The organism is Rhizobium rhizogenes NBRC 13257 (genome assembly GCF_000696095.1).
In the GTDB taxonomy this organism is placed as follows: Bacteria; Pseudomonadota; Alphaproteobacteria; order Rhizobiales; family Rhizobiaceae; genus Rhizobium; species Rhizobium rhizogenes.
The window spans coordinates 97,737-121,942 of sequence record NZ_BAYX01000012.1; the positions used below are offsets into that span (position 1 = coordinate 97,737).

The window sequence follows — 24,206 nt, forward strand, 5'->3', positions numbered from 1 at the left end:
GAGATGGCCTGACTAGGGTGCTTTTAATATCGGTCAGCGCGTGAGAGATACGAACCTCCTCAAGCGCGTGGATCTATGCAAGCCTTATAGTCAGCTGGCCAACTGGCATGGTCCCTACGTTACGCTGGAATAGGGAACTCGTAATATCTGGCCACCTTCAAAAGCCATTTACACCTAAACTAGGCCCCTATGCCGTCAGCACCCCAAAAGGGATGGTCCACCAACCGCATTCAGGGATTTGTGATTCGTCCAGCAAACCTGCACCAACTCTATCCTGTTCTTATTCCCTGCCACGTTGGAATGCGTAAGCGCTGACGTTCAATTACGGTTTATATATTCGAGGCCGGCCCAACACGGAAACGACAGCTCAGCAAGGTGGGTACACCTACCGCAACAAATGACGCGTGAGCCACCTCGTTGATTGGTATAAATTGCACTCCGCTGACTTTGAGCGGACACATCCCGCTTCAAAAATCAGAGAAACACAGTTCCACTCACCTTAGACTAGAACAGCGACTTGATCTCAGACAATGGATTTGCTGTATGAGCCGTCGTCCACAAGCGCGTCTGCAATGACTGGACAGCTGAGCACGACGATCCGACAGCTCGAAGCGGTCGCTGAATCTGGACGCGCCACGTCAGCGGGAATCGAGCGCGTGCTATTCGTCTCTGCCGGGGCCGGTCTAGCAATCGCGAAGAGTCTGAAACATTATATTGAAGAGGTCAGCCGGAACCTCAGATATGAGGTGTACGCGTCTGCAACCTTTGTGAATCTTCTGCAGGTCAACGCGCACGCGGTGGATGATCCGGCGACGCTTGTCGTGTTGTCTTCGAAGTCAGGGATGACACCGGAAACTGTCGACGCAGCGGGGTTCTTGAAGAACAAGGCTTGCAAGTCAGTTGTCTTCACGACATCTGCAAGCTCAAAACTCGCCTCCTTCGGTCATCAGGCATTCTTCACGGGGAAAACAACTCAAACTTTCCAAGCTATCCATATGCTCATACTGTCTTTTATTGGTGGCATTCTGAAGGAAAGAGAGAACTGGGCACTACTTCCGGTTCTTATTTCATCTCTGCAGGCACTTCCAGTTGCCTTGTTTAAGGCAGCAGAAAAAGGCGTCGAGCCTGGAACAGCGTTTGCTGCAAGATTTGCAGAGGCTCAACCAATCTATTTCATCGCCTCGGGATGCGCCGGGATCGTTCCTCATGCGTTTGGGCTGTGCGTCCTACAGGAGAGGTTTGGGTTCGAAATTCATACAGTGGATGGTGCCGACTTCTTCCACAGTTTTGTTGAAACTGTCCGCCCGGAGAAGGGTAGTCACTATGTTTTAATTATCCCCACTGACGCCAGCAGGCCTCAAATGTTGGATGTTGAGACCTTCTTCAACACCCGATTCAAAGAGGGCGAGATAAGCTACGAGGTAATAGAGACAGCGGGCTTTGATATGTCGGGCATTGATGCACAGATTGGAACAGTTATCGGTCCGTTGATCTGCGAGGCCTTTTTGAAGCCATGGGCACCGATCCTAGCGGAAGCTTCAGGGAAAACAATGAAGGATCCGCTGCGGCACATGGGAAAGTACGACTACTACAATTGTCACCGCTCCATGGGGGCTATATGAACGCCCTCGCCCCCGGTCAGACCTATCCTTGGCTCAAAAATATCCGGCCAGTGGTGTCATCTTTTCTCCTGCGACGTGTGCACTATGTGTGTATTTTCATACATTTGTGTAATCAAATAAAAATTTGTATTTTACTTTAATCGTTATATAAGAAATATTGTTATAACTTACTTGTTTGCCTTATCAACATAACGACGGTACATTTATTGATGCCACAAAGACACTACATCATAAACGCAGAATTACATGACATTTCCACTATTAAATTCTAATATCATTAAAATACACTCTTTCCAGCACATACAATCTCTTCATATTTAAAAAACATATCGCTCTGATCCTGTGGCTGACGCTGCCGGGTAAAGACATCGAAGGCGTTGCACTCGCCGCCCACTGTGCGCACCGATATCTCACCGTTTTTCTCGAAACAACTGCTGGGCGGGAACGCCACAAAATAGCATGGAGGCCCACGGGATTGGGGGGCGGCACTCCCATCAGCAATGGAGTTGAGTTTCTCACAGGCCTCGGCGCTTGTCACGCCTGCAAGGTATGGTGGAAGCGAGGTTACTTTGGCGGCTGAATTGCTACTGTTGAAAGGGAGGCATCGATTCTTTACACACCAGTCTGCTGTTGCTGCATCCATATACATGTAAAGAAGCTTGTCGACCGTCACAGTCTGATCGAGATCTGCAACCGGGTAACCGTGGCTTTTCCAGATGTCGAGATCATCGCGGTAGTCTAGTAGCGCCGCCTCAAGCTCCGCCTTTACATCCAGGCCCAGGACTGTAATGAGAGAAATAGTTTGCAATTGATGCTCCAACTCATCCGCCATGCTTATACTTTAGCAGGATTAGTGTTTCGTGCCTCCAGCTGTAAATTCTCTTCTGATCATTTTAGAGCACAGCTGCAGAGTATTTAACACCCGGCCTCCTCTTTGTTGGTTTCTGTGAACTTTTCGAGATGCGAAATAAATAAATAATGGAATCATATCTCAATTGTGCATCCGAATCTGCCAGCGTGCATGTATTGGGAAGGGAACCTCTCACAAAGCATCATAATCGGAGCAGCCCCACTTTTGATATTAGTGTCAGTCAATGGTGGTCCCGCAGATCAGCCAATCAGGAACGCACATAGTGAAACGGTGAATTCGATGCGCTAGATAACAGGAACCCTTCCACTAGCAATCGAGTTGTATCCGCGTCAGCCTCTCGTGCCTAACCTAAATTCGATGCTTTTTAGATATTATTGTTTATCCTGGTGGATTCTGATTTTGAAGGCTCGTCTTCGGCCACGCGATTATATTCCATGTCCACTAAAATCTTCTTTTGAATATTAAATTGACCTCTATCAAGAGTGCTGGGAGATCAATGCTATAAAGGCAGGTTTTAAGAACTTGGAAAACATATAGAGAATGGCTATAGAGAATGGCCTGCTGATCGACTGTTTGCGGAACGCCGATAGTCAGGACGGCATGCTCACCGTTCGCACGATTCCATTGACTCCCTTAGGAATTGGTATCCTCTCCGCCGTTTGCCGACGGAGCATTTTTTTCAAGCGAGCGAGATGGAAGAACAGATTTGCCCGTTGCTCAGCAACCGTCCCAATGGCTATGCCCAATGAAAGCTATGGCAAGAAGCACAGGGTCCGTTACAAGCCACCCGCTTTGAGCCCCCTGCGACGGCAATCTCCGGCAAGGTCGTCGTGCTCGTCGCCTCGACGCCAGTCTATTTGGAACACCTGAGCTTGGCTTTGGTGCTACCGGCAAGTCACTCAACTTGGCTACAACCTGCGTGCTCTCTCAAATTCTGTCTGTGTTATTTAAGTGTATCGGGCCAGCGCATATCCCAATAATCGCTGAAACCGCCGTTATTATTATCACGTTGTCACCTTTTGTTTATTGTCATCGCATATTGAATAATAAATAGCTGCGTAACATGATCCTTCATTAAGCACACCCCACTGTACTATTATTGATTACAATACAATATATTACGTAATATAACCAGTCATCGACGGCATACAACACTTATAGTACAAATACCCAAACTATAACGAATTTTACATAGGCTTTATATCAGCCTTTTATTTTACCACAATAACGTGGCCGACACACGGGAACGTAAAACGAAAGATGCAGGATATAAGCCAAGTAAGATAATGCGATGCACTGTCTATTCCAGCAGCACCTTGCCGATTGCCAGTATGGCATCATAAGCTAAAGGCTCCCCCAGTTCCCTGCTATAAATCTTGCAAATTCCTTTGCCGCCACTTCGTGTCACGATTTCACAGCTCTCATAGTTAAAATTTTCATTTGGGAAAATCGCCACAAAATAATCCATGTCTTCTTCTTCCTGGTACTCTCCTCCCGAAACGGAATTGTGAATTTCCCTTAAAGCCGCCAGTGATACGTTTGTCTGATAAGGAGGAACGGCGCAGGCGAACAGCTGCCCATCCGAATCTTCCTTGCACAAGAGGTGCTTGTTCTCCTTGCAGGCTTTAGCCACGTCCAGGGAGGTAAAGACGAAGGACAAAGGATACTTCCACCCAGCCTGATGCAGCTCCATTTCCGCATCGTTGACATAGGCAGCCTCTGCATGAGCCCAATGCTCAGCTGCAGATGGTATATAGTACTTTAACGTCTCTCTTTGTGCAGACTTGTGGGCCTCCACCACATTTAGAAGCTGAGCCTTCAATCGAGTGGGCTCCTTGATCCAACGAAACTCATCGATATGAAACCGTCGAGAGCTACCGTAAGAACGAGCCATTCAAATATTTAGGTTTGTTCAACTTGGCAAAAATGCATGGGAAGCAGACGTTATTTAAAGGTGGTTGGTAAATAGTGTCAGCAACGCAAATTATTTGGGCATGACATTTTCTTCCGGTTATTACTCCAAGGACATATTGCTTTAAAACGTTTTCTATTTGCTACAGAAAATCAGTAGCCCCCATTGTGTTCAAATAATTCAGGAACAAAAGTCATCCTTCCCGACTTTTTGGTTTCCTTATGTTGAATTCACGCTAGTCTTGAAAAAATTAGGCTACTTTTTTGTCGTTATTTATCGATTTTCAAGGAGTATGACTTTACATGGTAAGGAAAACATGTCGGCACTTCTTTTGAGAGTTCGGTAGCTAATTTCGGTAGATTAATCATCTTTTACGGCGAGTGGGCTAGTGTGGTCATATATTGCGGCTGTGTGAGAACGATTAAAACTAGCCTAAGAAAGCCATAACAAATGTCAAACAGAAAAGGCTTAATTTCAAACAAATGACCGTTCAACTAGAAACAAAAGACAACTCAATCAATAGCATAGGTCGCATCTGACCATATCCATGATACTTATTACAGTATTTTATTAATAAGTAGAACAAGTAGACACATTGGGCCACCGTCGACATCAGCACCCTCAGATCAGCGACTGCAACCAGTTTATCCAAACATGCATTCACCATGGCTTACCACCTTATCACGGTCGAGCTCATGCCGCCGGGTTGCATAGAGGTCAAAGATCAGAGTCTCTCCGTCTGTCGAAGTGAGCCTCAACTGCTCATCCAGCTTGGCGACGTGGCCAGGGAAACTAAGTGCCGCGAAGTAGGCGCTCCGGATAGGATCCTCGTACCCGACGAAACCTGATGCCTCCCTAAGCCCCCTATTCACTTCATTGAAACTTACATTCTTCTGGTACGGCGGCAGATTGGTGAGGAGCGCTCCATGCGTCGAATTGTAGGGCAACCACCCTCCATAGAAGCATTGCATCATCGTTGGGCAGTCAACGTAGAGGAACAGTGTCTCAGGCGTTTGGGGAGGATGCTCTTCGTCGATATCCATCGACGGGTTCTCACCGAGTTCGATCAGGGAAACCCGCTCGTCTGAGACGCTTTGGATGTGCTTCATCAGCTCATCGCTTGACGCCACATCCTTAACCCTAAGATTGGAAAAGAGAGCACACAGGTCAACTTCAGCCATGTTACAAAAGTGGGAAACAGAAGTGGCTTGTACCCATAACTCAAAGCACCATTACTATTTATAGATGTTATGTACTATAGATAAAGTTGAACATAGAGATGGGTATAGATGCACCAAGAAATTAATAATAAATAAAACGGCTACCGACGTACCACGTCGCACATTTTATAAAATAATTATATATTAGCACGTGTCTTCTTTTAAATGAATCAGAGTTTTGAACGTTAGCAAAAGCACGGATGGGAATAGGTTCTGATGTCCAATAATGGTGGCATATCATCAACAGAATCTCTCTTTTCCATTAATTATAGTACACCCGCCTACCTTTATTTATGCTGCGAAAGACGCCACTTTTTTCAACCTGAGCCCCACGTTAGGCCTGTCGGCACCAAGCCAAACAGGTGTCGCTTTTTCATTGGACTCTCATTTAAAACATGACAAAGACAGCATTCATTTATTCTGGCTAAGTGCAGTTTGGGCCTTATGTTGATTTTGGGCTCTAAAACGGATCATGGCTTCACATCTAAAGCCCGTTCTGATGGAGTACTTGTCTCATCATTACAATATCAAATCGTATAAGGTCACGTTGATTTCAATAATTTACATTCAGTTTGGCCTAGCCATGTGTTTGATAATTACTAACATTTTGCATAATTTATGTCCTGTGCCGCACGTGTAAAGATTTTTAATTATTATTAAGCACTTCATATCTTAATCATAAAATAATAATGCCTCGTGATTACAACCATCAATACAGCTGCCAATTCAACTTTTTACAAACCCAATAACCAGCAATTTTAAGCTCTGCCCCCACCCCTCCCCATTATGGGAATCTTTTAGAAACAACTTTTAATAACGCCAACAAAATACGAAAAAGCAACCGCACTACTATCAACGTGAACCACCAAGCATGCAGCATTTTTGCTTGATCCATGTTTCATGGCCGCCATGTTTTGAGCATCGATTTTGGTGGGATGGAAATTATTGCCAAACTGACTCTTGCTTTCCCGACCAGAGACTGTGGCTGATTGGTCCGGCACCGTCCTTTAAATGGTACTGGAACTTGCAGTTGGTTCATACTCATCATCGCAATGCCTACCCACATGCACTTCCTTCCACGCTTTTACCCAAGAAATCTGACGCAGGCCTGGAACCAGATCAACTTATGCGAGGAGATCCGCTTCGCCTTTATCACCTATAGCCAAGTCTACGGCAAAACCCTCATGGAGTACCAGAAGGGGTGGGCTCGAGACGTTCTTGAATTGGAGGAAAACTCGCCACCGGTGAATATCCTCAAACAGTTAGCTCAGATTTTAAAGGACCAACTATGCTATCACCGTCCCATGTTTGTCAGCCAACCGGATTTAGCCCGAGAGAGGGAGCAACATGTATTTGTTTATCTTTCTCGCGAAAAAATGCAGAAAGTGCTGAGGGAACAATCGATTACGTTTGGAATGGAGGCCGTCGTAGCAACGACGATTCAACCCTATCGTTGCGACCTTTCGGTCAAGGCACTGCTCCATGCTCACAACCTTGCTTGGCCGCTCCGGCGCATGGTAAAATCTGATCTGGAATGCTTCATTGCTATTTTTGCAAGTACCTTATTCGTCCACTTGCTTGAGGCAAAATTGACCAACCTTTATGGGAGAGAGGCACCTTGCGCGTTCTTTGTGCGGCTAGGCACTGAGAACCGCCGCTATGACGTTATAGCCTGCGGCCTTACGAAGTTCGATGAAAGCGACTGTGTGGTACCACCTCCGGCGGCAGCGCAGCCAGACTTAAACCTGCGGCTCTCAGTGCAAAGCGAAGAAGACGTGATGAAGCCTGAGATAGTATACCCGAAGAATGAAGCCTAAGGCGGCTTGAGCTCCTTGCAGGCCACCTTTATCTATGAGTTTGTCGTGGTTTCCATGTTCTCTCGCGTAGCCTTACGATTCCTTCGGGAACTGTAGCATACGCCCCAATGTGTTTGACCTGTTTATTCTAATAAATGTTTTCGCAATAATAATAGGTTTACCTCTGCTTTTTCTCTTAATTATTACACATAACATCAATATTTTGAAGAACATTGTTACATATCGATACAACTGCAAATGCTTAACACGATTACATTTAATATACCTGAAAACATACATATCATTGTATGATGTTATTCTACGTTCCAATACATTTTGGAGAGACGTTAAAGTACTATATAGAAAATTAAATAATCGCACTGCGGCCCCAACAGCTTATTATAATATAATCGAAATCATCTCCGCTGGGGGAGATAATATCGGACATGGTGAGCCACGTGCGTATTAATCCCGTAGGTTTGTTTAGAAATGCGTATTAATCCCGTAGGTTTGAATTTTTCGGTCCACCGACAAAGCGTCCCCTCGTAGCAATTCGATGATCGTTGACCATCACGGAAGGCCCCGGGGAAGTCACAGCCAGGGGAGTGACGCTCAGATCATCAAGCTCTGCAACTTGGTCAGGGGGAACATCGCCCGGCGACACGCGTTTGGCCTTCCTCTTCTTGGCCTTTGCTCGCCGAACTAGGTCGGAAAGGACTAGTGATACCTCTCCAAACGTCTGAGCCATACCGGCAACGTTTATTCCGGCTAGTTCCATCCTGAAAAATAAGAAAGGGTAGATATCAGAAAATACGTTGCTTGTAAAATGAAACAAAGATGAAGAACACTTACAGTATTGAAGCGTTACAGCATGATCTAAATAATCCTTTGTGCTGGTAAATGGATCTATATAGGACTTCATCAGGTAGCTTGCGGAAGACTAAGGGAAAGTAAAAGCAGGCCCACCGCCGAAAGGCATGGTCGTTGTAGGCCCTCTGCAATGATGAAGCATTCTTCTTTCGTTTAGCTGTTAACGTTTCTCCGTTGATTGCGGATTTTCTTTCAGCCTGCTCAATTGGCAACATTAAAGTCTTTTGAAAATGAAATTTGAACAGAAGGCGATAGTGACATTTTAGCTCGTCCACAAATATATGCAGTCCTAATTAGCGGCTAGTGGACCCCAAAAGGTATAGTGGCGAATGCAAGTGGGGCGGCTGCCATTGACGAGTGCAATGACCTCATTGGGGTTAGTGGGAATATCTCGAATTGCGTGGCCGGCTAGTGCTCTTGTCAAGGGGCCCGCTTTTAGCTGTCAAGATGCGAAAGCACGTGGGGGACAAGCAAATCACGAAGGCATTTTTCTGGAGATGTGAAGACTTTAATGTCATCAATCACAGCGCTAATAGTCTCAGATGGAATTTTTTGGAATCTAATTAGTGTCAGTCTTAAACGTACCCAGAAAATATTCTTAAGCAGGATGTAATACTAAAAATAAGGGACAAACTTGATTATTCATAGAACACCAAAATTACGATGCCGCTGAGCAGCTTACAAGCCTACGGGATTAATACGCAATAGTACATTAATATACTCAAGCAGGAAAATATATTTTATTCCAATCCAGAGGATGGAGTGAAGAGAGTGTCCCGCCGGTGCTGCGAATGATGGCGCAGGCTGTTATGATGCCCGTCTTAACCTGCTCTTCTAACGAAGCTCCGTTTACGCAGTCCTTACTGCCAATCAGGCAAACTCCCCCATCCTCCATTAGAGGAGAATTATCCACAGGCAGATCTTGGATGTACTGACATTTTTTTAGAGAATTTTCCCTCCACAAAGATGCCTTGAAACCATCCGTCAGGTGGCCGTCGAAGACATATCCTTCGTAGTCTTCGTTGACGGGAACCAAGTGACAAGCCAGTTCAGGAAAGGCAGCCGCAAGTTCCCTGACTAACTCCAAGCACCTTCTCTTCTTCTCATCGGACCGGATCGGGCGGGATAAGTAGTCGCTCATTTCATAATGAAAAATAACAAGTCCCTCTCCCGATGGCGATTCGATGTCAATACAACACAGCTCACGGACAAGCCCATCCGTCCAAATCAAGGCTGGGATATCGGCGTCAAGCCAGAATTTTTGCTTCGTGATCATGAACAGTGCTGCGTTAACAGTAGCGGACGAGTTCCCAGCGGGCGGTTCGATATCATAGCCGACACAGGTTCCATGGCTAACCGGAGTGACATCGGTTGCAACGGACCCAGCACGCCCGCCAATGATGACCTGGTCAAAAACGCGGGAACGGCCATCTCTCATGCATACCTTCACTTTCCCCCCCTCCTTGGCTATTCCACGCAGGGGGTCAAAATAGAGTCCTACTTTTCTCTTAAATATTTCAATGCGCATCAGAGCCTGCAAAAGATGAACCCCTCCAACAGAAATATGCTGGTCCTCCTCGTACCCATTGATTATCCAGTCCAGGATTGTCGAAAACAGTAGGGTGTAACAGGAAGAAACTCGGCGGCCGCCCAATCTCATTATCCCGAAAACCTCGAAATCATGGGTAATTTGCCACGCCGCGCCACCAGGACTCTCAACACCACAGCTGAAGATCTCGACCAGAGCGGCATGGAAAGTGAAATTGGAAAACTCCCTGAGCCAAGCCCACCGTGCTTCCGAGGCTTCATCATAACGCCGACCTTTCAACATGGAAAAGATATCCATCGGAGCGATCAGCCTCCTGCCGTTCCGTTCACACCCGTGGTATAGTAGCTTCTCCCACCCTGCACATACCCGCTGAAGTACACCCGGTGGAGCTTGTCCAGCCGGCCATTCGTAGCGCTTTTTCCGGAAGTAGAGTGCTGTGTGATCGCTGCCAGCACAAGGAAAACGAAGGCTGGAGGGAATTCTAAACTTATCCAGATAGTATGACAGGCAAATTTGGTTGCCGGAGATGGGCATGACACCGAATGACGTCAAGACCTGGTGAGCGTCGCCGTTTGGCATCGGCGATACGCCCAAACTCCAAACCTCATCAATTGGGTCAAAAAGGGCGATTTCCCTGACGCCAGCGTTAAGTAGTTCTGTGGCAGCAACAAGGCCAGACAGCCCACCGCCTACGATAGCAACACTAGGTAGTGGTGTGCCTTCCGGATAATGCCCCACGCAATCATGGGCATCGCGCTCATGGAGGAAAACCTGATAGTCGTACCGCAGATCGAAGCAGGAAAGATTCTCATTGTAGTTCGCTGGCTTATCCAATGCGTTATGGAAGAGCACTGGCCCTACAGCTACTATGTCGTAACGGCTGAAGCACTCAGCGGGACGACGAAAAAAGCGGCCGGTTGTTTTTAAGCCATTTCGCCCATGCAGATCACATGTGCCCTCATCAACAAATAGGCTGCTGAGTTGGATGGCAATAAAGCACTGTACGTCTGCAATGGTCGTGCAACTGCCTGGGCAAAAACTATTGTGGGCTCGAGACATTTCCTGCAGTGAGAGGTCACTCACGTAAGGCGGGATCATGCAAGCCAGTACGGCATCTCCAGGCTGAGCAATGCACCGGTTCTTAACAAAGTGGCACAACCGGCGGTACGACGTATAAATGAAGACCTGGGTGCGACGAGGTCTCAGCACTTCTAGTGTGCCTGTTCGGGGACCATGAAGGCAAGGTTCAATCTGGAACACCAGCGCCACGTCTTCTATGGTTTCTGCAAATCCTTGGTCGAACACCCAATCTGTCCACCTTTGCTGATATTGTAAAAGTTCATCGCAGAACTGATCATAGCAGACAAAGGCCTGAGAAATTGCTCGTTTCAATTTGGCCGCACTAGGTAGACTGTTAATGGCAAACAGGGGGAAGCGGGGGCGGTTATACGGAAGATACATCACGTAGGTATGGAGTATTGCTAGAGATAATTAGAGAGCTCTTTTGGTTATCAGCGGCATACTTTAGCAATGCAAATCTGGGTAGAATATATATTACTAGAAAACGCTCTGCCATTATTTTCTTTTTATTCTGTTGTATACTTAAATGGCGACATGTTATTGAAAATAAATAAAGCTGTCGCTTAGAAAAGGCAAAAATTAAAAAGATGAACGAAAAGTCAAAAAGGTCGGAAAATTACGGCCTGAATTTATGCAATTTCGACCACGCCAATAATATTGACAAAAAGGAATTCAACATACAAAAACAACACACATATTAGACACATTTGAAACTGCAGTTACTTGTTCTGTTTTGTATCGTGTTCATAATTTACTATCAGTTAAACCAAATACATCTTTGATGCTCGCAATTTCATTATCGTCGCTCCCACCGTCTTCTAGGAATTTGGCATAACGTTCGAGCATTCTAGCAGCAGCATCGAGGATTAGAACACCAATTTCATTAAACTCTTTACAGGGATGTGGTTCCCGGAAAGTTATATATTGGCTGCAGAAGCTCGCTCTGCTTGGATCGCGGGGCACAACCATTGTCGGGGCGTCGAAAAGACCGAGAACATATTTTTTGACAACCTGAGGATCGACGAGTTCAAACTGATTTTCATTCTCGAGAGCGAAGGCGGTGAGCGGAAGTCCGTTTTCCTTGGCGGCATAAGCACGGCTGGCTTGATCACAGAAGAGACCAAAAACACCACTTAACGGAACAGAACAGAGATCATCTCGTTTGAAAAATGAAGTAAGCGCAGCAGCAGAAAGATTGAGGCAGGAGGAAGGGCCAGTGTGAAGACCGAAACTGGTGGAACCACCCCCACCATATACGTGCTCGCCAAGGCGGTGGAGCACCTCTAAGGTACGGTGCGACTCAACGTCAACTTCCAAATACAAGACCTTGTCGCACTGATAAACTACCGTTCCACGAGGCTTGTTGGCGGCGATCGCGAAGACCGTACTGCCAAGCAGTTCTCGATCCCGGTCAACCAAGCCAAGATGGGTAAAATCGGCGGCGGCCAGCTTGCTGTTGTCGGGGACAGGAGCGAAAAGGGCTTCAAATTTTGACGCCGGCGGACGAGGAGTTGGTCTGAGGATCCCGTGCTGTTTCCAATGATTTTTCAAGAGTTCTGCAGTGACTGTGCCATTGCCTTTCATAGAATTGTAACTCTCAAGCATTCTGGCATCAGCGAGAGTTCCGGATCTCGCAAACTGGAGGGTGAAATGGACGGAAACGGGAGAATTGCTGGAACTCATCCTCGGCTGAACGAAGATGTAGACGGTGGCGCCTTCTCCAATATCTTGAGCAACTTCTTTCTCGATCTTTTCACGGACGGCCTGGCTGATCCCGTCAGAAGTGGCTAACATCGCACTTGCTATGTCGGGGTGGCAGATTGCGCACTGGTACCCTATTCCAAGATCTCGTACAGGAGTTTCACCGGCGGCGACGGCAATGCGGTGATTTAGAGTAGGCATCCGCCGGATGATTTCGCCGAGGCCTCTTACCTTTTCGGGATTCATTGCAGCAACGACGTTACATATGCCGCCAAGACCTCTGCCGACAGCGGCTTTAACCACCTCAACAGGGTCATGTAAAACCTGCAGCGCAGCGAGTTCTCCCTTCCAGTCTCCTTCAGGGAACGCGACTGCGGCGGCGCAAGCTGCATCACTGGCAGGCATGATAACGGGGAAGAAAAGGGCAAGGCCTTGGGAAAAGAGAGGGGAGGTTTTGTTACCGTTTGAAGTCAACGGATAATGCAGTTCTGCGTTGGGGGTAGTTGAACCTTTATCCAAACATCTGTCAGCATGGCCCACACAGATGATGACCGACCAACCCATCATTGCTAACAACTATTTCTCTCTCCAAAGAAGTCAACTCATCCGAAGATCATCCCGCTTTTATTTAAGGCTTCATTGTATAGCCTTTGTCTAGCATCTTAGATATGTCTCTTCTTCATCTCGTTCCCGACATCGTTGAGCGACTTCGACGCAGTCTTGCCGATCCCTCTCACCGGGTCATGCTCGCTTTCGACGGCGATGGCACCACATTTAAGCAAGATCGAAACCGTCAATGTTGGGATATTCATCCTGCTATCGATATTATCGACAATTTGACCAAGATCGCCTGCCAGGGGCACTATCAATTGCTCACATCAGCACGCCAATGCGAAGAACTCCTAAATTCACCTTTCAGCGTCGTTCCAAATATCGGCTTCCAGGGAAACGACGGAATAGTCACGATCTACAAGGGTGAACGTTTTGATTCCTTCTCCCTGCCAAACTGGTCTGCCGTCCACGAGGTTCTGGAAAAAAAATTTGGTGGCGATCCGGGAATCCGCAACATTCCTATGGATCATTTTTACGGATGCCAATCGTGGGACTCTCATCCTCGCTATTCGGAAGCCGCAGATCTGCTGCCCTCCCTTGTTCCGCTTATCGAAGACGAGGCCAGGCGCAATTTCACGACGGTTGCTACTCCGGAAGGGCATTATTTTGTGCCCGTTCAACAGACTGGCAAGTGCAAGGCCTACTTTGCATTTGCGTCGCGCCTGCCCCACAAGATCGGCCTGTATATAGCTTGCGGAAACGGCGGAAATGATCGAGAAATGCTGACTGCCGTCGGAGATTTAGAAAACGGAATTGCTTTCTGGGTTGGCACTTCTGAAACGAAACCTTCTGGAGCTAACGTATTCGCGGTGCCGAATGAGGATGCTCTCTCTTCTATTTTAGGCGAGCTTGGCGAGCTTCTTACAGACCGCAGCAGGTGACAGACCGGTTGCCGGCTTCGCTTGGCCCCACCCAACAACAATGGATGGCTGCCTTCTCTAAATGACCACTTAAGTTGTCTTCATTTACGTCATGATCGATGTATTCTATTAATAGAATAATATTCCACTTTGGGAGATTATTTCCTCCGTATCTTATTCAATAATCATATATCTTATAATATTCTCGGCATATAACATTGATATTATTCCGATTTTGAGTAAATATTTTAATATAACATTTGCTATGCGCCCGCATTTATTCTGCACTATGAGCGGCCCTCAGACGACCGTTGGATTTATGCCCTGGAGACGGTCAACCATTAGTCCTGTCCTAAAGCACTGATGCTACTTCCGTTTAAATGAGCTTGGCCTACATACCCTGCCTAAATTATATCCAATACCCTTCCCGGTGCAAGATGATCTAATACACGGTCTCGCTTCACCAAAAAGGTCTTAGCGTGCCATCGGTTTGGCGATTCACTTTGGCGTGATGGAAACTAACAATGATCCATCCAGCTGCAAGGTCCTTTGTCAACGCCAGGCGATCCTCAATTATGGCAAGGTTTGGCCTAGCTGGGAAATCCATTGGGATCTTCCCCCCGATGTCACGTCGGAGCAGGTATTGGCACAACACTCGGTGCCAAACCTGCTTAACAAGCTAAAAGAAGACTTGCCACTTCAGGTCTTTGAACACCGAGGAATGTACAATTGGGGAGAAGATGTACAGGAGTGCACCGAAACCTCATTGTTGACTGCTCTAGGAGAGGCTGGGAAACGAAACCTGTCAGAACTTGACGCAGCGCTGACAAGCGACAATGTGCCTGCTGTCTTTCATGAGTTCAACCCTTGGCGTGTTACCACGCTGCCTGACCGCCTTGTTCGCGACCTGCATTCAAGCCAGATCCGAAACGCGACCGTGATCATTCGGGACGTTGAACTGGGTAAGCACAGCCATACATACACCGTCACGAAAGACGTCGTCCCGTTCGTGGAACCTCTTCTCGATAAAGTTTTTAAGGTCAATCCAAATGCTACCATTTTCTTGGATGGTCGCGAATTCGAAGCTCACATTATCGCTGCTTGGCTCAGTCATCGCCCCAGGTATCACCAACGGGTCATCCTTCTCTTCTACTCATTCAGATATGGCGGCGGAGAGGCTTTTGTTGATGCCGTGCAGCAGGAAAAGCCCGCACTGAATTGGAGAGAGACAGTGGCCGTTACGCCAGTTCTATTCCCTGAAGAGTTGCCCAAGTTAGCCTCACAAATCGGTCTTGGCGACCTTAACGAGGACGATCTGTACCTGGGAGGAAGATCATGGATCTATTCCATGCTTAGTCAGAAAATGAGAATAGTTGCAGTTCAAATCATGATGGCCCGGGTGACGTTTTCACAAATGAAGGGCTCTGAAAATCTCGCTGTAATTCGGGCCTTCAATGCCGATCACGCTGCCGTTCGCCTCGCGCATTACGTAAAGAACGATCCTGATGTGCGAGCGATGTGTCCTTACCTAAAACTCTCGACTGGGACGAGAGCTTATGTCTTCTCGTCTAACATGGCGGATGGCAAAAGAGCATATTTTGGCATCGACTTTATATCGAGCAGAGAGAGACAATGGGAAACCGATCAACGCAAATGGATTCGGCGTGGATACGCGACGCCGGGGAACGCAGCTGAGATAGCAGACTGGGTGATCTCAGATCGTTCAGAGGATGACATGGCCATATGGCAGTGGCGACGGCATGGCGTCGAGCGCAAAGTCGATTTCCGCTGCCCACACCTCGACGCTGGAGAGGTCTAAGCAGTCAGGTCATCCATTTGAGGTCAATGGAATAGCAATGTACCCATCGTCGGATTTTTATGCTTTTTAATGTGCTCAGAATGTAAGTAACGAATGGCAAAATAATGTGTTCGCCACGAACTTTAGCTGCCAAACGCTACATTTATTTTCTTTACTTTGAATAAAGCAAGAAACAAATATTTTAATTATATTTATTCACTTCTACGGACGTAGCGCGCCTTTCTCTAAAGTAATTACCATTCATCAAGAATGTTCACTTGCGAAAAGATTGGCAAGCGGCGTTTACATCACAATATATCCTGCCAGCCAGCCACCAACCGACCCATACCGGTTCTTTTGCGCCGTCGTAAGCGCCGCGAAAGTTGCGTGACCGTATCAGATTGCTTCGCCACACAAGAGCCGATCGGCCCGTCGTGTTCACTCATCGGCAAGTTCATCTCGACGCGCTCGCGCGGCAGGTATTCCGGCAGGGGATCGCCGCCACTCTTCTGTCCCTCCGGCTTTTCGATCGTTGCAAATCCGGTGTCCGGCAGGTCGACGAGCTCACCAACCGCCGGCGTCGTCTTCGTCGGCAACCTGCCTCGGCGCAAAACGATGGAACCGCGCCAGTGTAGTTCTCCCTCGAGCTTGACCACGCGTTCTGTGAGCTTACAGTTTTCCGCCTGCACCGCCGCAGTGCGCGCCATTAACTCCTCAACAGTGGGTTCGCCGAGTCGGATCATCAGATTCTTGAATCTGGACCGATTCGCCCCGTCAACTGCAGACGTTGAGAACTGTCAGCCGGCGATTTGGTATTGCCGAACCGGATGGGACCATCGGAACCACAGAAGGTAGTCCTTGCTACGTCACCAAATGCATCACACGGGTTCGATCACAATGGCATCAAAGTCATTGGGCGGTAGCGTCGAACTGGGCGCCGCCTGGCAGAAGACCTCCGGCGAGGGCCGCGACTACCTCTCGGTCAAGCTTGACGATCCGAGCTTCCCGGCCCCCATCTACGCAACGCTCACCGAGGTCGAAGGCGAAGATGGTCTCCAGCTCATCTGGTCCCGCCCGAACCGGGACTGATTGACATCATGAGGCTCCGCCGCCGGCGGGCCTCTCCCACCGGGTAATCAAAGCCGGACCACGCATCGAGCGAGGTCCGGCTTTTTTGGGTGCTATACGGAGAGGAGGAAAAACCTGCTCAGTATTCGATGATGATGCCGACGGGATTGCCGTCGTCAAGGATGAGCGGTGCCCCCAATTTCGAATTGGCAGCAGAGCCGCCAACACGAAATCGGCTCCCCCACTCCCCGGCGCTGCCGGTCGCTTCAGCGATCCCTGACATCGTCATTCCCTTTCCGGCGCCGCTTAACGGCTCGCGATCATTTTGCTCTGCTGAGCCGCCGGATATTTGGCCTATTCGCAGCACACACAAGAGGTTATCGCGAGCTGTAAAGAGTACTTGCAGGCCGCTCCAGGAATAAGAAACGGGCGGCTTTCTGCCGTATCAGTTCGAGGCTCTATCCCAAGTGCGAAAACACCAGACTGATACGCACGCCAGATGGCAAGCTTAGTCAAATCCCCGCGGTTGAACGATAGGCCTACAGAGAGACCGAGGTCGACGTTGGCCAGAACAATCCCCTTGGCGACTTCAGAGCTGTCAACGAAGTCAACCCGCTCTCCATAGCTGTCGCTGGGTAGCGGCGGGTCTAGCCGTAACGAGTTTAGAAGAGGCTCGGGCACACCGGTCACCTGCAAGTTTTCGTCGAGGAAGGGATAGCCGAAATTCAGGTGATAGAGAATGGCGTGACGCGTTGGATAGAAGCTTCGATTGGTCACAGTATCTTCGATCGTCAGAACCGACGAGACGACCGGTAGCGTGATTCTCCGATGCAATTCCAATGTCTCACCAAATACACTTGCCTGCCTGACAATCCCTTCGCAATATATCTCGCTTGAATTCGGGTCCACACCGTAACAGACAAGCCGCGCTTTCTCGGTCGAGATTCTACCATGCTGCGGCATTGTCTTCGTCTTGAGGTGAGGATGATTGTAGTGAGAGATATCTATTTCACGAGGCCGACTTATATGATCGAGGCCGCAGGTCACCAGGAAGCCATCGAAGTTGCGCATAAAGGCCCACCCATCCTCCGAACCGGGATCGCTCACCGGAAACCGCATCTGTGTCGGCGAATGCCAGCCAATATTGGTGCCTTTGAAGAAGAGGTTCGCAATATCGAACCCTCTGTCGACCGCCACTTCGAAAGCAATTCCGCTTGCGTTCCGCGCGATCAGGATCCTCTGACCGCGCCCAGGACCATCTTCGAGCGTGGCAAGCCGTATGTCCGCGACAGCTCTTAGATCCGGCGTCTTCTTTCTTAGATTGATGTCCACAATATTCTCCATCGCGAGCACTAAAAACATTCCAGGGCATCGTCTGAGCGGACGACGTTGCTCGTCCCGCCCAACTGGCTGCCCTGCAGATTCATGAAAAGCCGCTGCAACTCGGGTTCGTCTACCGCCCGAGCCGCGTCCGTCGGCGAAAACCACCTGATCTGGCGTTGCCCTTTTTCAGGAAAGTCCTCTTCCAGCTCCGATACAGCCAGCAGATGAACCTGAACCAGGCAGGGGATAAACTCGCCTTGCGAGACCCTCTTTTCATACCTGTAATGTCCGAAAGGCTTTTTGCGGACGTGACCACGCACGCCCGCCTCTTCCCATGCTTCCTGCTTCGCAACCTGATGCGGTTTCTTCTTATTGATTGACCAGCCCTTGGGGATGATCCAACGACCGGTCTCGCGGCTGGTGATGAGAAGAACCTCAACCACACTCTCAACGATATCGGTTGCTCGCAAACATATTGCTGCACATTGGTTCGCCTCTGGGTGTACGATGGTCTGAGCCCTTCCGGTAGAGCCGCGCCGCATTACGCAGCCACCGCCACTTTCTCGAGAAGAGGCCTGACTTTCTCCAGGAAGTCATTGCTGCCGCAAGCGAACCGGAGTTTAGCCGCAAGGTCGATCCGGTCCCAATCGATCGTGTGGGACACGCCGAGATTGGCGAGGATTGGAAGCCCCGCCATAACATCCCACGTCGAGTCTCCAAGCGAAACATAACCGTCGGTCTCACCCATGGCGACTTCGATGAGAGACAGGGTTGCCGAACCGCAGCACCTGAAGCTGATGCGAAGATCGTCAGAGATAAATCGCACCACCTCAAGCCGGTCATCAGTGGCGACCGATGGATGAAGACCGATCCCCATGGAAGCCTGCGAGAGGTCAAGGGCGGGAAGCGCCGGCATCGGTTTGCCGTTCAGCCGCGTTTCGACCGATTGTCCACCAGCCAACATAAGTTGGCGGACTGGCGCGTAAATCACACCGAATACCGGCCGCCGGTTTTCGTAGAGACCGATCGAGATCGCCCAGTTCTGACCGCCACGGACGAAATTGAACGTCCCGTCGATCGGATCGATCACCCATGTACGCCCAGAAGTCCCTTTGATTTCGCCACCTTCTTCACCGAAGATGCCGTCATCAGGGAACGCCGCTCGCAGATTGGCGATCAGGAATTCCTCGACGTCCTTGTCGGCCTTGGTAACAAGATCAAGGTGACCCTTTTTTTCCACCGGCAGGTTGGACAAGGACCGGAAGTGGATCAACGCGAGCTCGCCGGCTTTGCGGGCGATTTCTTCGACAACCGCCTCAACTGCACGTTCGGACGGGTTCGAACCATTGGTATCAGCCATGGGCTTCGTCCCGGAGCCGTTTGACCTGCGCAACATCGTCACTGATGAGCTGATCGAGTTGCCCTTCCCCGATCCATTGAACAACCTGGGCTTCGATATCTACGCCGTTTTCCTTGAGAGTTTTGAGCCGTTCCGGACGCGGCACATGTAGAAAAGCCGCAATGCCTCCGTCGTGCAACTGCAGCGCCTCGCCGCTCGGGAAGTGGTTGATCTCGAGATTGATGGCATCCAGATTTGCTTCGCGGGCGATTGCGGCCGGGTCGATCAGGCGCGAATGCGATAGGCCAACGGTCGGCACCTCGGGTATCGCCTTCTTGATAGCCCGCAGCTGGACGAAGTCGAACGAGGAGAACTGCAGAAGGTCGGCGCAACCGAGTTCGTCGATGACCGCCCGCAGCTTCGGGAAAAACACGTCGTCGCGATCGTAGGTCTTGAGTTCAACCTGATAGATGATGCCGAGCTCACGCGCGAGCGGCAGCGCGTCCTTCAACAGCGGAATATGCTCGCCTGCGAATTCATCGCCGAACCATCCACCGGCATCGAGCTTGGCTATCTCAGAGTATGTCATCTTGCTGATGAGGCCGTGACCGTTGGTGGTGCGGTCGACAGTCTCGTCGTGAATCAGGACAAGCTCACCATCGCTGGTGATCCTGAGATCAGTCTCGCAGGTGACACCTCGTCCTGCGAATTCATGGGCCTTTCGGAACGAAGCAAATGTGTTTTCCGGAGCGCCCGCACTGTGGCCTCGGTGACCGGCGAGACGCATCGTCGCCGGTGTCATTCTAAGCGGATTCATGCTTTCTCCTTTTTCTAACGGAGCCGCGCGTCAAAACGGTCGCGCAAAAAGTCGCCGAGCAGGCTTATGGACAGTGTGGTGAGTACGATGATCAGACCCGGCAGGGCCGCAAGCCACCAAGCGATCGCCAGGTAGTTTCTGCCGTCGGCGACCATCAGGCCAAGGCTCGTTGCCGGCGGCTGAATGCCCAGACCCAGAAAGCTCAAACCGCTCTCAAGCAGGATAATCTCAGGAAAGTTCACTGTGAGTTGGACGATGAGTGGCCCGGCAATGTTCGGCAGAATATGGCGCAGGTAAATGCTCAGGGATGGCACACCGACGATGCGGGCCGCCTCGGCATAGCCTTCCTGATTAGCACTCAGAACAAGACCACGGGTTAGGCGCGCGTACCGCCACCAGTTGAAGATGCCCACCAGGAAGACGAAAAGCAGCGGACTTGAGCCGAAAGCCGCGAGAACGCCGAGCGCGATGATGATGAAGGGCACGGAGGACATGGCGTCGGCAAAACCCATGATGAGATTGTCGATCCAGCCCCCGAAATGCGCCGCTAGGAAACCAAGGCTGGTGCCGATGAATGCGCAGATCACCGAGCCGATGAGCGCGATCATCAAAGTCGTCTGCGTTGCGACCAACAGATTGCTGAGCAGGTCGCGGCCGAGATGGTCGGTGCCCAGCAGATATTCCGGCAATTTCCCGGGTGCGGCGAAACGCGTCAGGGGCGATTGCTGGAGATATTCATAGGGCGCAATCCACTGAGCGCTCGCCCCGATCACCACGATTACGGCGATCCAGGCAAGGCATACCCATGTACTCGCAGGCACACCTGAAGCAAAACTCCAAAGTTGCCGCCTTGGCAGGACAGTTGCTTTAGTTTGCATCATTGTTCTGAAGCCTGATTTTCGGATTGAGGACAGCGTACAGAATGTCGACGGTCAGATTGATCGTGACCATGAACGCGGTGAAGAGAATGATCATGGCTTGGACAACGTTGAGATCGCCGGTCGTGGCGGCACGGACAAAGCCGGTCCCAAGCCCCGGCCAGGCGAATACCGGCTCGACCAGCACGGCGCCACCAAGCAGACCGCCGGCAATGAAGCCCACCACCGTCACCATCGGGATCGCAGCATTCGGAAGTGCGTGGCGGAGGATAACCTCCCACTCTGACACGCCGTCGGCGCGGGCGGCGGCGATATAAGGTTGGCCGAGCACGTCGATCAGCGTCGAACGGGCGAAACGCGCAACCGCGGCCGCGTTGAACAAGGCGAAGGTCGCGATGGGCAGAATCGCGTGCTGCAAGGTCGAACTGCCGGAGCTCGGCAGGACACGCAGCCAGACCGCAAAGACGAAAATGAAAATGAGGCCAAGCAGAAAGTTCGGAATGCTATAGCCTAGCACTGCTCCAGCCATGACCGTTTTGTCGATCGCGCTTTCGCGACGTACGGCAGCGATAATGCCCGCCGGGACGCCGATCAGGATGCTCACGAAGAAGGCCGATACAGTCACCAGGAGCGTCTTTGGGACACGTTCTGCAATAATCGTGAACACCTCGCGCCCATCGGCAAAAGACGTTCCGAAATCACCCCGGAGCGCATTCGTCACATAGATCAGGAACTGTACCGGGATCGGCTTGTCCAATCCCCAGTTCGCGCGGAAGGCCGCCAGCGCTTCCGGCGTCGCCATGTCGCCCAGCAACTGTTCCGCAGAGTCACCGCTCAAACGCAGAACGATAAACACGAAGGTCACGGTGAAAAAAAGAATCACTAGGGCGCGGACGAACCGCGCAAGAATAAAGCGAGCCACTATGCGACCTCCATCTGGGCAGCGATCGAGCGCGGAAATTCCTCGGCGCGATGACAGGCAACCTGCTGGTCGCCCACCTGTCGAAGCGCCGGCGCCTCGGATGCGCATCGGTCGATTGCAAACGGACAGCGCGACCGGAAAGCGCACCCTAGCGTCAGCTTGCTGACATCGAGTTCTCCCTGTATTGGCGGCTCGATGTTGCGAACGCTCGGATCCATCGTCGGCACGGATGCAAGCAGCGCCCGAGTGTAGGGATGGCGAGGCCATGAATAGACCGACCTGATATCGCCGGTCTCGACGACACAGCCGAGATACATGACGGCGATACGATCGACGAGGTGCCGGACAATCCGCAGGTCATGTGTGATGAACACATAGGCGAGGTCCAGCTCCTGCCAGAGCGACCGCAGGATCGAAACGACCTGGGCCTGAACAGAGACATCGAGCGCTGACACCGCTTCGTCGAAGACGACCAGTTTCGGTTCGAGGATCAACGCGCGAGCGATCACGACGCGCTGGCGCTGGCCACCGGACATCTGATGAGGAAAGCGGCTCATCATCGCGCTCGAAAGGCCGACCCGTTCCAGCATGGCGGCCGCGCGATCACGCGCACCAGTCCGGTCGGCGACGCGATGCACCCAGACCGCCTCGGCCACCTGCTCGCCGATCGTCATTTGAGGATTGAGAGCCGACAGTGGATTCTGCTGAACGAGGGAAGTCCGCTTACGAAACGTCGACCAGTCTCGAGATGTGCGATCCGTGTGTTTCACACCTTCGAACTGAACCTCGCCCTCGGTTGGAGGGGTCAGGCCAAGCAGGAGGCGGCCGAGCGTCGATTTTCCGCTGCCGGATTCGCCGACCACGCCGATCCGCTCCCGGGGCGCGAGTTCAAGGTTGATGGAATTCACCGCCACATGCATCGACGGCTTTGCGAACATCCCGGATCTCAGCCGAAAGACCTTGGTTACGTCGCGGGCTTGTAGAAGGGGCGTATTCATGCGCTCACCGGATGATAACAGGCGGCCTCATGAAGAGGACCGACGTTGGCGGGAGCGGGCAAGCTGGCGATGCAACGGTCGCTCGCGCGTGAGCAACGCGGATGGTAGTAGCATCCCGCGGGAAGGTTATCGAGAAGAGGCACTGTTCCCGGAATCGGTATCGGCGGTTCAAGATCATCGGGATTGATGGTTGGCATACAGTCGATCAGAGCGCGGGCGTACGGGTGTGCGGCTCGTCCGAGCAGCTCACCGACAGGCGCCGTTTCGACGATCTTGCCGCAGTACATGACGGCCGCGCGATCAGCCAGACGGGCGATCACTCCGAGGTCATGAGAGACGATCAGCAGCGCCATGCTCGTTTCGGCTCTGAGTTCCTCAAGCAGGTGGAGGATCTGGGCCTGCGTCGTCACGTCGAGCGCCGTCGTGGGCTCGTCGGCGATTAACAGCTGGGGCTTGGCCGCAAGCGCGTGCGCGATCATCACACGCTGGTTCATGCCCCCTGAAAATTGGTGGGGATAGGAGCGGAGCCGGCTCTTTGCCTGGTCGATACCCACGCGCTCAAGAAGCCGCATTGCTTCGAGCCGCGCATCGTTGCCTTTCAGTCCTTGATGCCGATAGAGCGCCGACTCCAAGTAATACCCGATGGTATGAACCGGATTGAGGCTGCTCGTCGGGTCCTGGAAGATCATGGCGATCGACGGCCCCTTGTCCTTGCCGCTTCGCGGCCCCTCGCCTTCCAGCGTAATCGTGCCGCCCGTTTGAGCGATGCCCCGGGGCAACGCCCTGGCAACGGCGAAGCACGTCATGCTTTTGCCGCAGCCGGATTCGCCGACGAGTCCGAGTGTCTGTCCGGCTTCCAACGAGAAGGTGACGCCGTCGATGATTTTGATTTTACGTGCCGGGACCTCAACGACGAGATCACGGACAGTCAAGAGTTTTGGCATTGGATCCTCCCATGGGCGGTGCGCAC

At 50.9% G+C, this 24,206-nt stretch carries 18 protein-coding genes and 2 pseudogenes; 5 read left to right on the forward strand and 15 right to left on the reverse strand.

The annotated features are described in order from the left end of the window. Positions 1–572 precede the first annotated feature (572 nt). A complete protein-coding gene (locus RRH01S_RS24960; protein WP_161600007.1) occupies positions 573–1,622 on the forward strand; it encodes an SIS domain-containing protein in 1,050 nt (349 codons plus the stop codon). A 277-nt stretch (positions 1,623–1,899) separates the two neighbouring features. On the opposite strand, the gene RRH01S_RS24965 is transcribed toward RRH01S_RS24960, so the two are convergent. From RRH01S_RS24965 to RRH01S_RS24975, 3 genes are all read right to left on the reverse strand, one after another. Next, positions 1,900–2,454 carry a RolB family protein gene (locus tag RRH01S_RS24965; RefSeq protein WP_042474756.1) on the reverse strand — a complete coding sequence of 185 codons (555 nt, stop codon included), beginning with the start codon at positions 2,452–2,454 and terminating at the stop codon, positions 1,900–1,902. A 1,339-nt stretch (positions 2,455–3,793) separates the two neighbouring features. Continuing rightward, a complete protein-coding gene (locus tag RRH01S_RS24970; RefSeq protein WP_234711734.1) occupies positions 3,794–4,315 on the reverse strand; it encodes a RolB family protein in 522 nt (173 codons plus the stop codon). A gap of 734 nt (positions 4,316–5,049) precedes the next feature. Continuing rightward, complete coding sequence (locus RRH01S_RS24975; protein ID WP_110924660.1) at positions 5,050–5,586, reverse strand: RolB family protein; 537 nt, start codon at positions 5,584–5,586, stop codon at positions 5,050–5,052. 1,103 nt (positions 5,587–6,689) lie between these two features. On the opposite strand from RRH01S_RS24975, the gene RRH01S_RS24980 reads away from it, so the two are divergent. Next, on the forward strand, positions 6,690–7,442 hold the full coding sequence (locus RRH01S_RS24980) for a RolB family protein (protein WP_161600008.1): 753 nt from the start codon (positions 6,690–6,692) through the stop codon (positions 7,440–7,442). A 1,570-nt stretch (positions 7,443–9,012) separates the two neighbouring features. On the opposite strand, the gene RRH01S_RS33615 is transcribed toward RRH01S_RS24980, so the two are convergent. Together RRH01S_RS33615 and RRH01S_RS24995 are read right to left on the reverse strand one after the other, a co-directional pair. Next, positions 9,013–11,301, reverse strand: coding sequence for an FAD-dependent oxidoreductase (locus RRH01S_RS33615; protein WP_080705463.1), 2,289 nt, complete (start codon positions 11,299–11,301; stop codon positions 9,013–9,015). A 363-nt stretch (positions 11,302–11,664) separates the two neighbouring features. After that, on the reverse strand, positions 11,665–13,197 hold the full coding sequence (locus tag RRH01S_RS24995; RefSeq protein WP_131597861.1) for a hypothetical protein: 1,533 nt from the start codon (positions 13,195–13,197) through the stop codon (positions 11,665–11,667). A gap of 92 nt (positions 13,198–13,289) precedes the next feature. On the opposite strand from RRH01S_RS24995, the gene RRH01S_RS34210 reads away from it, so the two are divergent. Both RRH01S_RS34210 and RRH01S_RS25005 read left to right on the forward strand, forming a co-directional pair. Beyond that, the gene (locus RRH01S_RS34210; RefSeq protein WP_131597863.1) at positions 13,290–14,114 is read left to right on the forward strand and encodes a hypothetical protein; all 825 of its coding nucleotides are present in this window, start codon (positions 13,290–13,292) and stop codon (positions 14,112–14,114) included. A 469-nt stretch (positions 14,115–14,583) separates the two neighbouring features. Next, complete coding sequence (locus RRH01S_RS25005) at positions 14,584–15,912, forward strand: glycerophosphodiester phosphodiesterase family protein (RefSeq protein WP_234711736.1); 1,329 nt, start codon at positions 14,584–14,586, stop codon at positions 15,910–15,912. Between the two features lie 428 nt (positions 15,913–16,340). On the opposite strand, the pseudogene RRH01S_RS33620 reads toward RRH01S_RS25005, so the two are convergent. Next, positions 16,341–16,634: pseudogene (locus RRH01S_RS33620) on the reverse strand (IS66 family transposase); the annotation flags it as partial. Positions 16,635–16,809: 175 nt separating this feature from the next. Here RRH01S_RS33620 and RRH01S_RS25015 point away from each other — a divergent pair. Next, a pseudogene (locus RRH01S_RS25015) lies at positions 16,810–16,980 on the forward strand (DUF736 domain-containing protein); the annotation flags it as partial. A gap of 118 nt (positions 16,981–17,098) precedes the next feature. Here the strand turns inward: RRH01S_RS25015 and RRH01S_RS34510 are convergent. The 9 genes from RRH01S_RS34510 to RRH01S_RS25055 form a co-directional block, all read right to left on the reverse strand. Further along, on the reverse strand, positions 17,099–17,242 hold the full coding sequence (locus RRH01S_RS34510) for a hypothetical protein (RefSeq protein ID WP_161600009.1): 144 nt from the start codon (positions 17,240–17,242) through the stop codon (positions 17,099–17,101). A 71-nt stretch (positions 17,243–17,313) separates the two neighbouring features. Beyond that, the gene (locus RRH01S_RS25020; protein WP_234711737.1) at positions 17,314–18,321 is read right to left on the reverse strand and encodes an aldose 1-epimerase family protein; all 1,008 of its coding nucleotides are present in this window, start codon (positions 18,319–18,321) and stop codon (positions 17,314–17,316) included. Continuing rightward, positions 18,312–18,725 (reverse strand): NUDIX hydrolase, encoded by a 414-nt coding sequence (locus RRH01S_RS25025; protein WP_234711738.1) that lies wholly within the window; start codon positions 18,723–18,725, stop codon positions 18,312–18,314. Before RRH01S_RS25025 ends, RRH01S_RS25020 begins: the two co-directional genes overlap by 10 nt. Before the next feature lie 98 nt (positions 18,726–18,823). Further along, complete coding sequence (locus RRH01S_RS25030) at positions 18,824–19,642, reverse strand: inositol monophosphatase family protein (protein ID WP_042474789.1); 819 nt, start codon at positions 19,640–19,642, stop codon at positions 18,824–18,826. Then, complete coding sequence (locus RRH01S_RS25035) at positions 19,635–20,438, reverse strand: glycerophosphodiester phosphodiesterase (protein ID WP_042474793.1); 804 nt, start codon at positions 20,436–20,438, stop codon at positions 19,635–19,637. Before RRH01S_RS25035 ends, RRH01S_RS25030 begins: the two co-directional genes overlap by 8 nt. Positions 20,439–20,452: 14 nt before the next feature. Continuing rightward, a complete protein-coding gene (locus RRH01S_RS25040) occupies positions 20,453–21,316 on the reverse strand; it encodes an ABC transporter permease (RefSeq protein ID WP_052365273.1) in 864 nt (287 codons plus the stop codon). Beyond that, the gene (locus tag RRH01S_RS25045; protein ID WP_042474796.1) at positions 21,306–22,238 is read right to left on the reverse strand and encodes an ABC transporter permease; all 933 of its coding nucleotides are present in this window, start codon (positions 22,236–22,238) and stop codon (positions 21,306–21,308) included. The genes RRH01S_RS25040 and RRH01S_RS25045 overlap by 11 nt, the downstream gene beginning before the upstream one ends. After that, positions 22,238–23,236 (reverse strand): oligopeptide/dipeptide ABC transporter ATP-binding protein, encoded by a 999-nt coding sequence (locus RRH01S_RS25050; RefSeq protein WP_042474798.1) that lies wholly within the window; start codon positions 23,234–23,236, stop codon positions 22,238–22,240. The genes RRH01S_RS25045 and RRH01S_RS25050 overlap by 1 nt, the downstream gene beginning before the upstream one ends. Next, positions 23,233–24,180 carry an ABC transporter ATP-binding protein gene (locus RRH01S_RS25055; RefSeq protein ID WP_042474801.1) on the reverse strand — a complete coding sequence of 316 codons (948 nt, stop codon included), beginning with the start codon at positions 24,178–24,180 and terminating at the stop codon, positions 23,233–23,235. Before RRH01S_RS25055 ends, RRH01S_RS25050 begins: the two co-directional genes overlap by 4 nt. Positions 24,181–24,206 lie beyond the last annotated feature (26 nt).

Excerpts from the sequence above, each read along its gene's own strand:
- RRH01S_RS24980 (WP_161600008.1), top strand. The coding sequence starts at position 6,690 with ATGCACTTCCTTCCACGCTTTTACCCAAGAAATCTGACGCAGGCCTGG.
- RRH01S_RS25020 (WP_234711737.1), bottom strand. The coding sequence starts at position 18,321 with ATGTTTTTAGTGCTCGCGATGGAGAATATTGTGGACATCAATCTAAGA.
- RRH01S_RS34210 (WP_131597863.1), top strand. The coding sequence starts at position 13,290 with ATGTCTCTTCTTCATCTCGTTCCCGACATCGTTGAGCGACTTCGACGC.
- RRH01S_RS33615 (WP_080705463.1), bottom strand. The coding sequence starts at position 11,301 with ATGTATCTTCCGTATAACCGCCCCCGCTTCCCCCTGTTTGCCATTAAC.
- RRH01S_RS24960 (WP_161600007.1), top strand. The coding sequence starts at position 573 with ATGACTGGACAGCTGAGCACGACGATCCGACAGCTCGAAGCGGTCGCT.
- RRH01S_RS24975 (WP_110924660.1), bottom strand. The coding sequence starts at position 5,586 with ATGGCTGAAGTTGACCTGTGTGCTCTCTTTTCCAATCTTAGGGTTAAG.
- RRH01S_RS34510 (WP_161600009.1), bottom strand. The coding sequence starts at position 17,242 with ATGTCAGGGATCGCTGAAGCGACCGGCAGCGCCGGGGAGTGGGGGAGC.
- RRH01S_RS25035 (WP_042474793.1), bottom strand. The coding sequence starts at position 20,438 with ATGAATCCGCTTAGAATGACACCGGCGACGATGCGTCTCGCCGGTCAC.
- RRH01S_RS25055 (WP_042474801.1), bottom strand. The coding sequence starts at position 24,180 with ATGCCAAAACTCTTGACTGTCCGTGATCTCGTCGTTGAGGTCCCGGCA.
- RRH01S_RS25040 (WP_052365273.1), bottom strand. The coding sequence starts at position 21,316 with ATGCAAACTAAAGCAACTGTCCTGCCAAGGCGGCAACTTTGGAGTTTT.
- RRH01S_RS24965 (WP_042474756.1), bottom strand. The coding sequence starts at position 2,454 with ATGGCGGATGAGTTGGAGCATCAATTGCAAACTATTTCTCTCATTACA.
- RRH01S_RS25030 (WP_042474789.1), bottom strand. The coding sequence starts at position 19,642 with ATGGCTGATACCAATGGTTCGAACCCGTCCGAACGTGCAGTTGAGGCG.
- RRH01S_RS25050 (WP_042474798.1), bottom strand. The coding sequence starts at position 23,236 with ATGAATACGCCCCTTCTACAAGCCCGCGACGTAACCAAGGTCTTTCGG.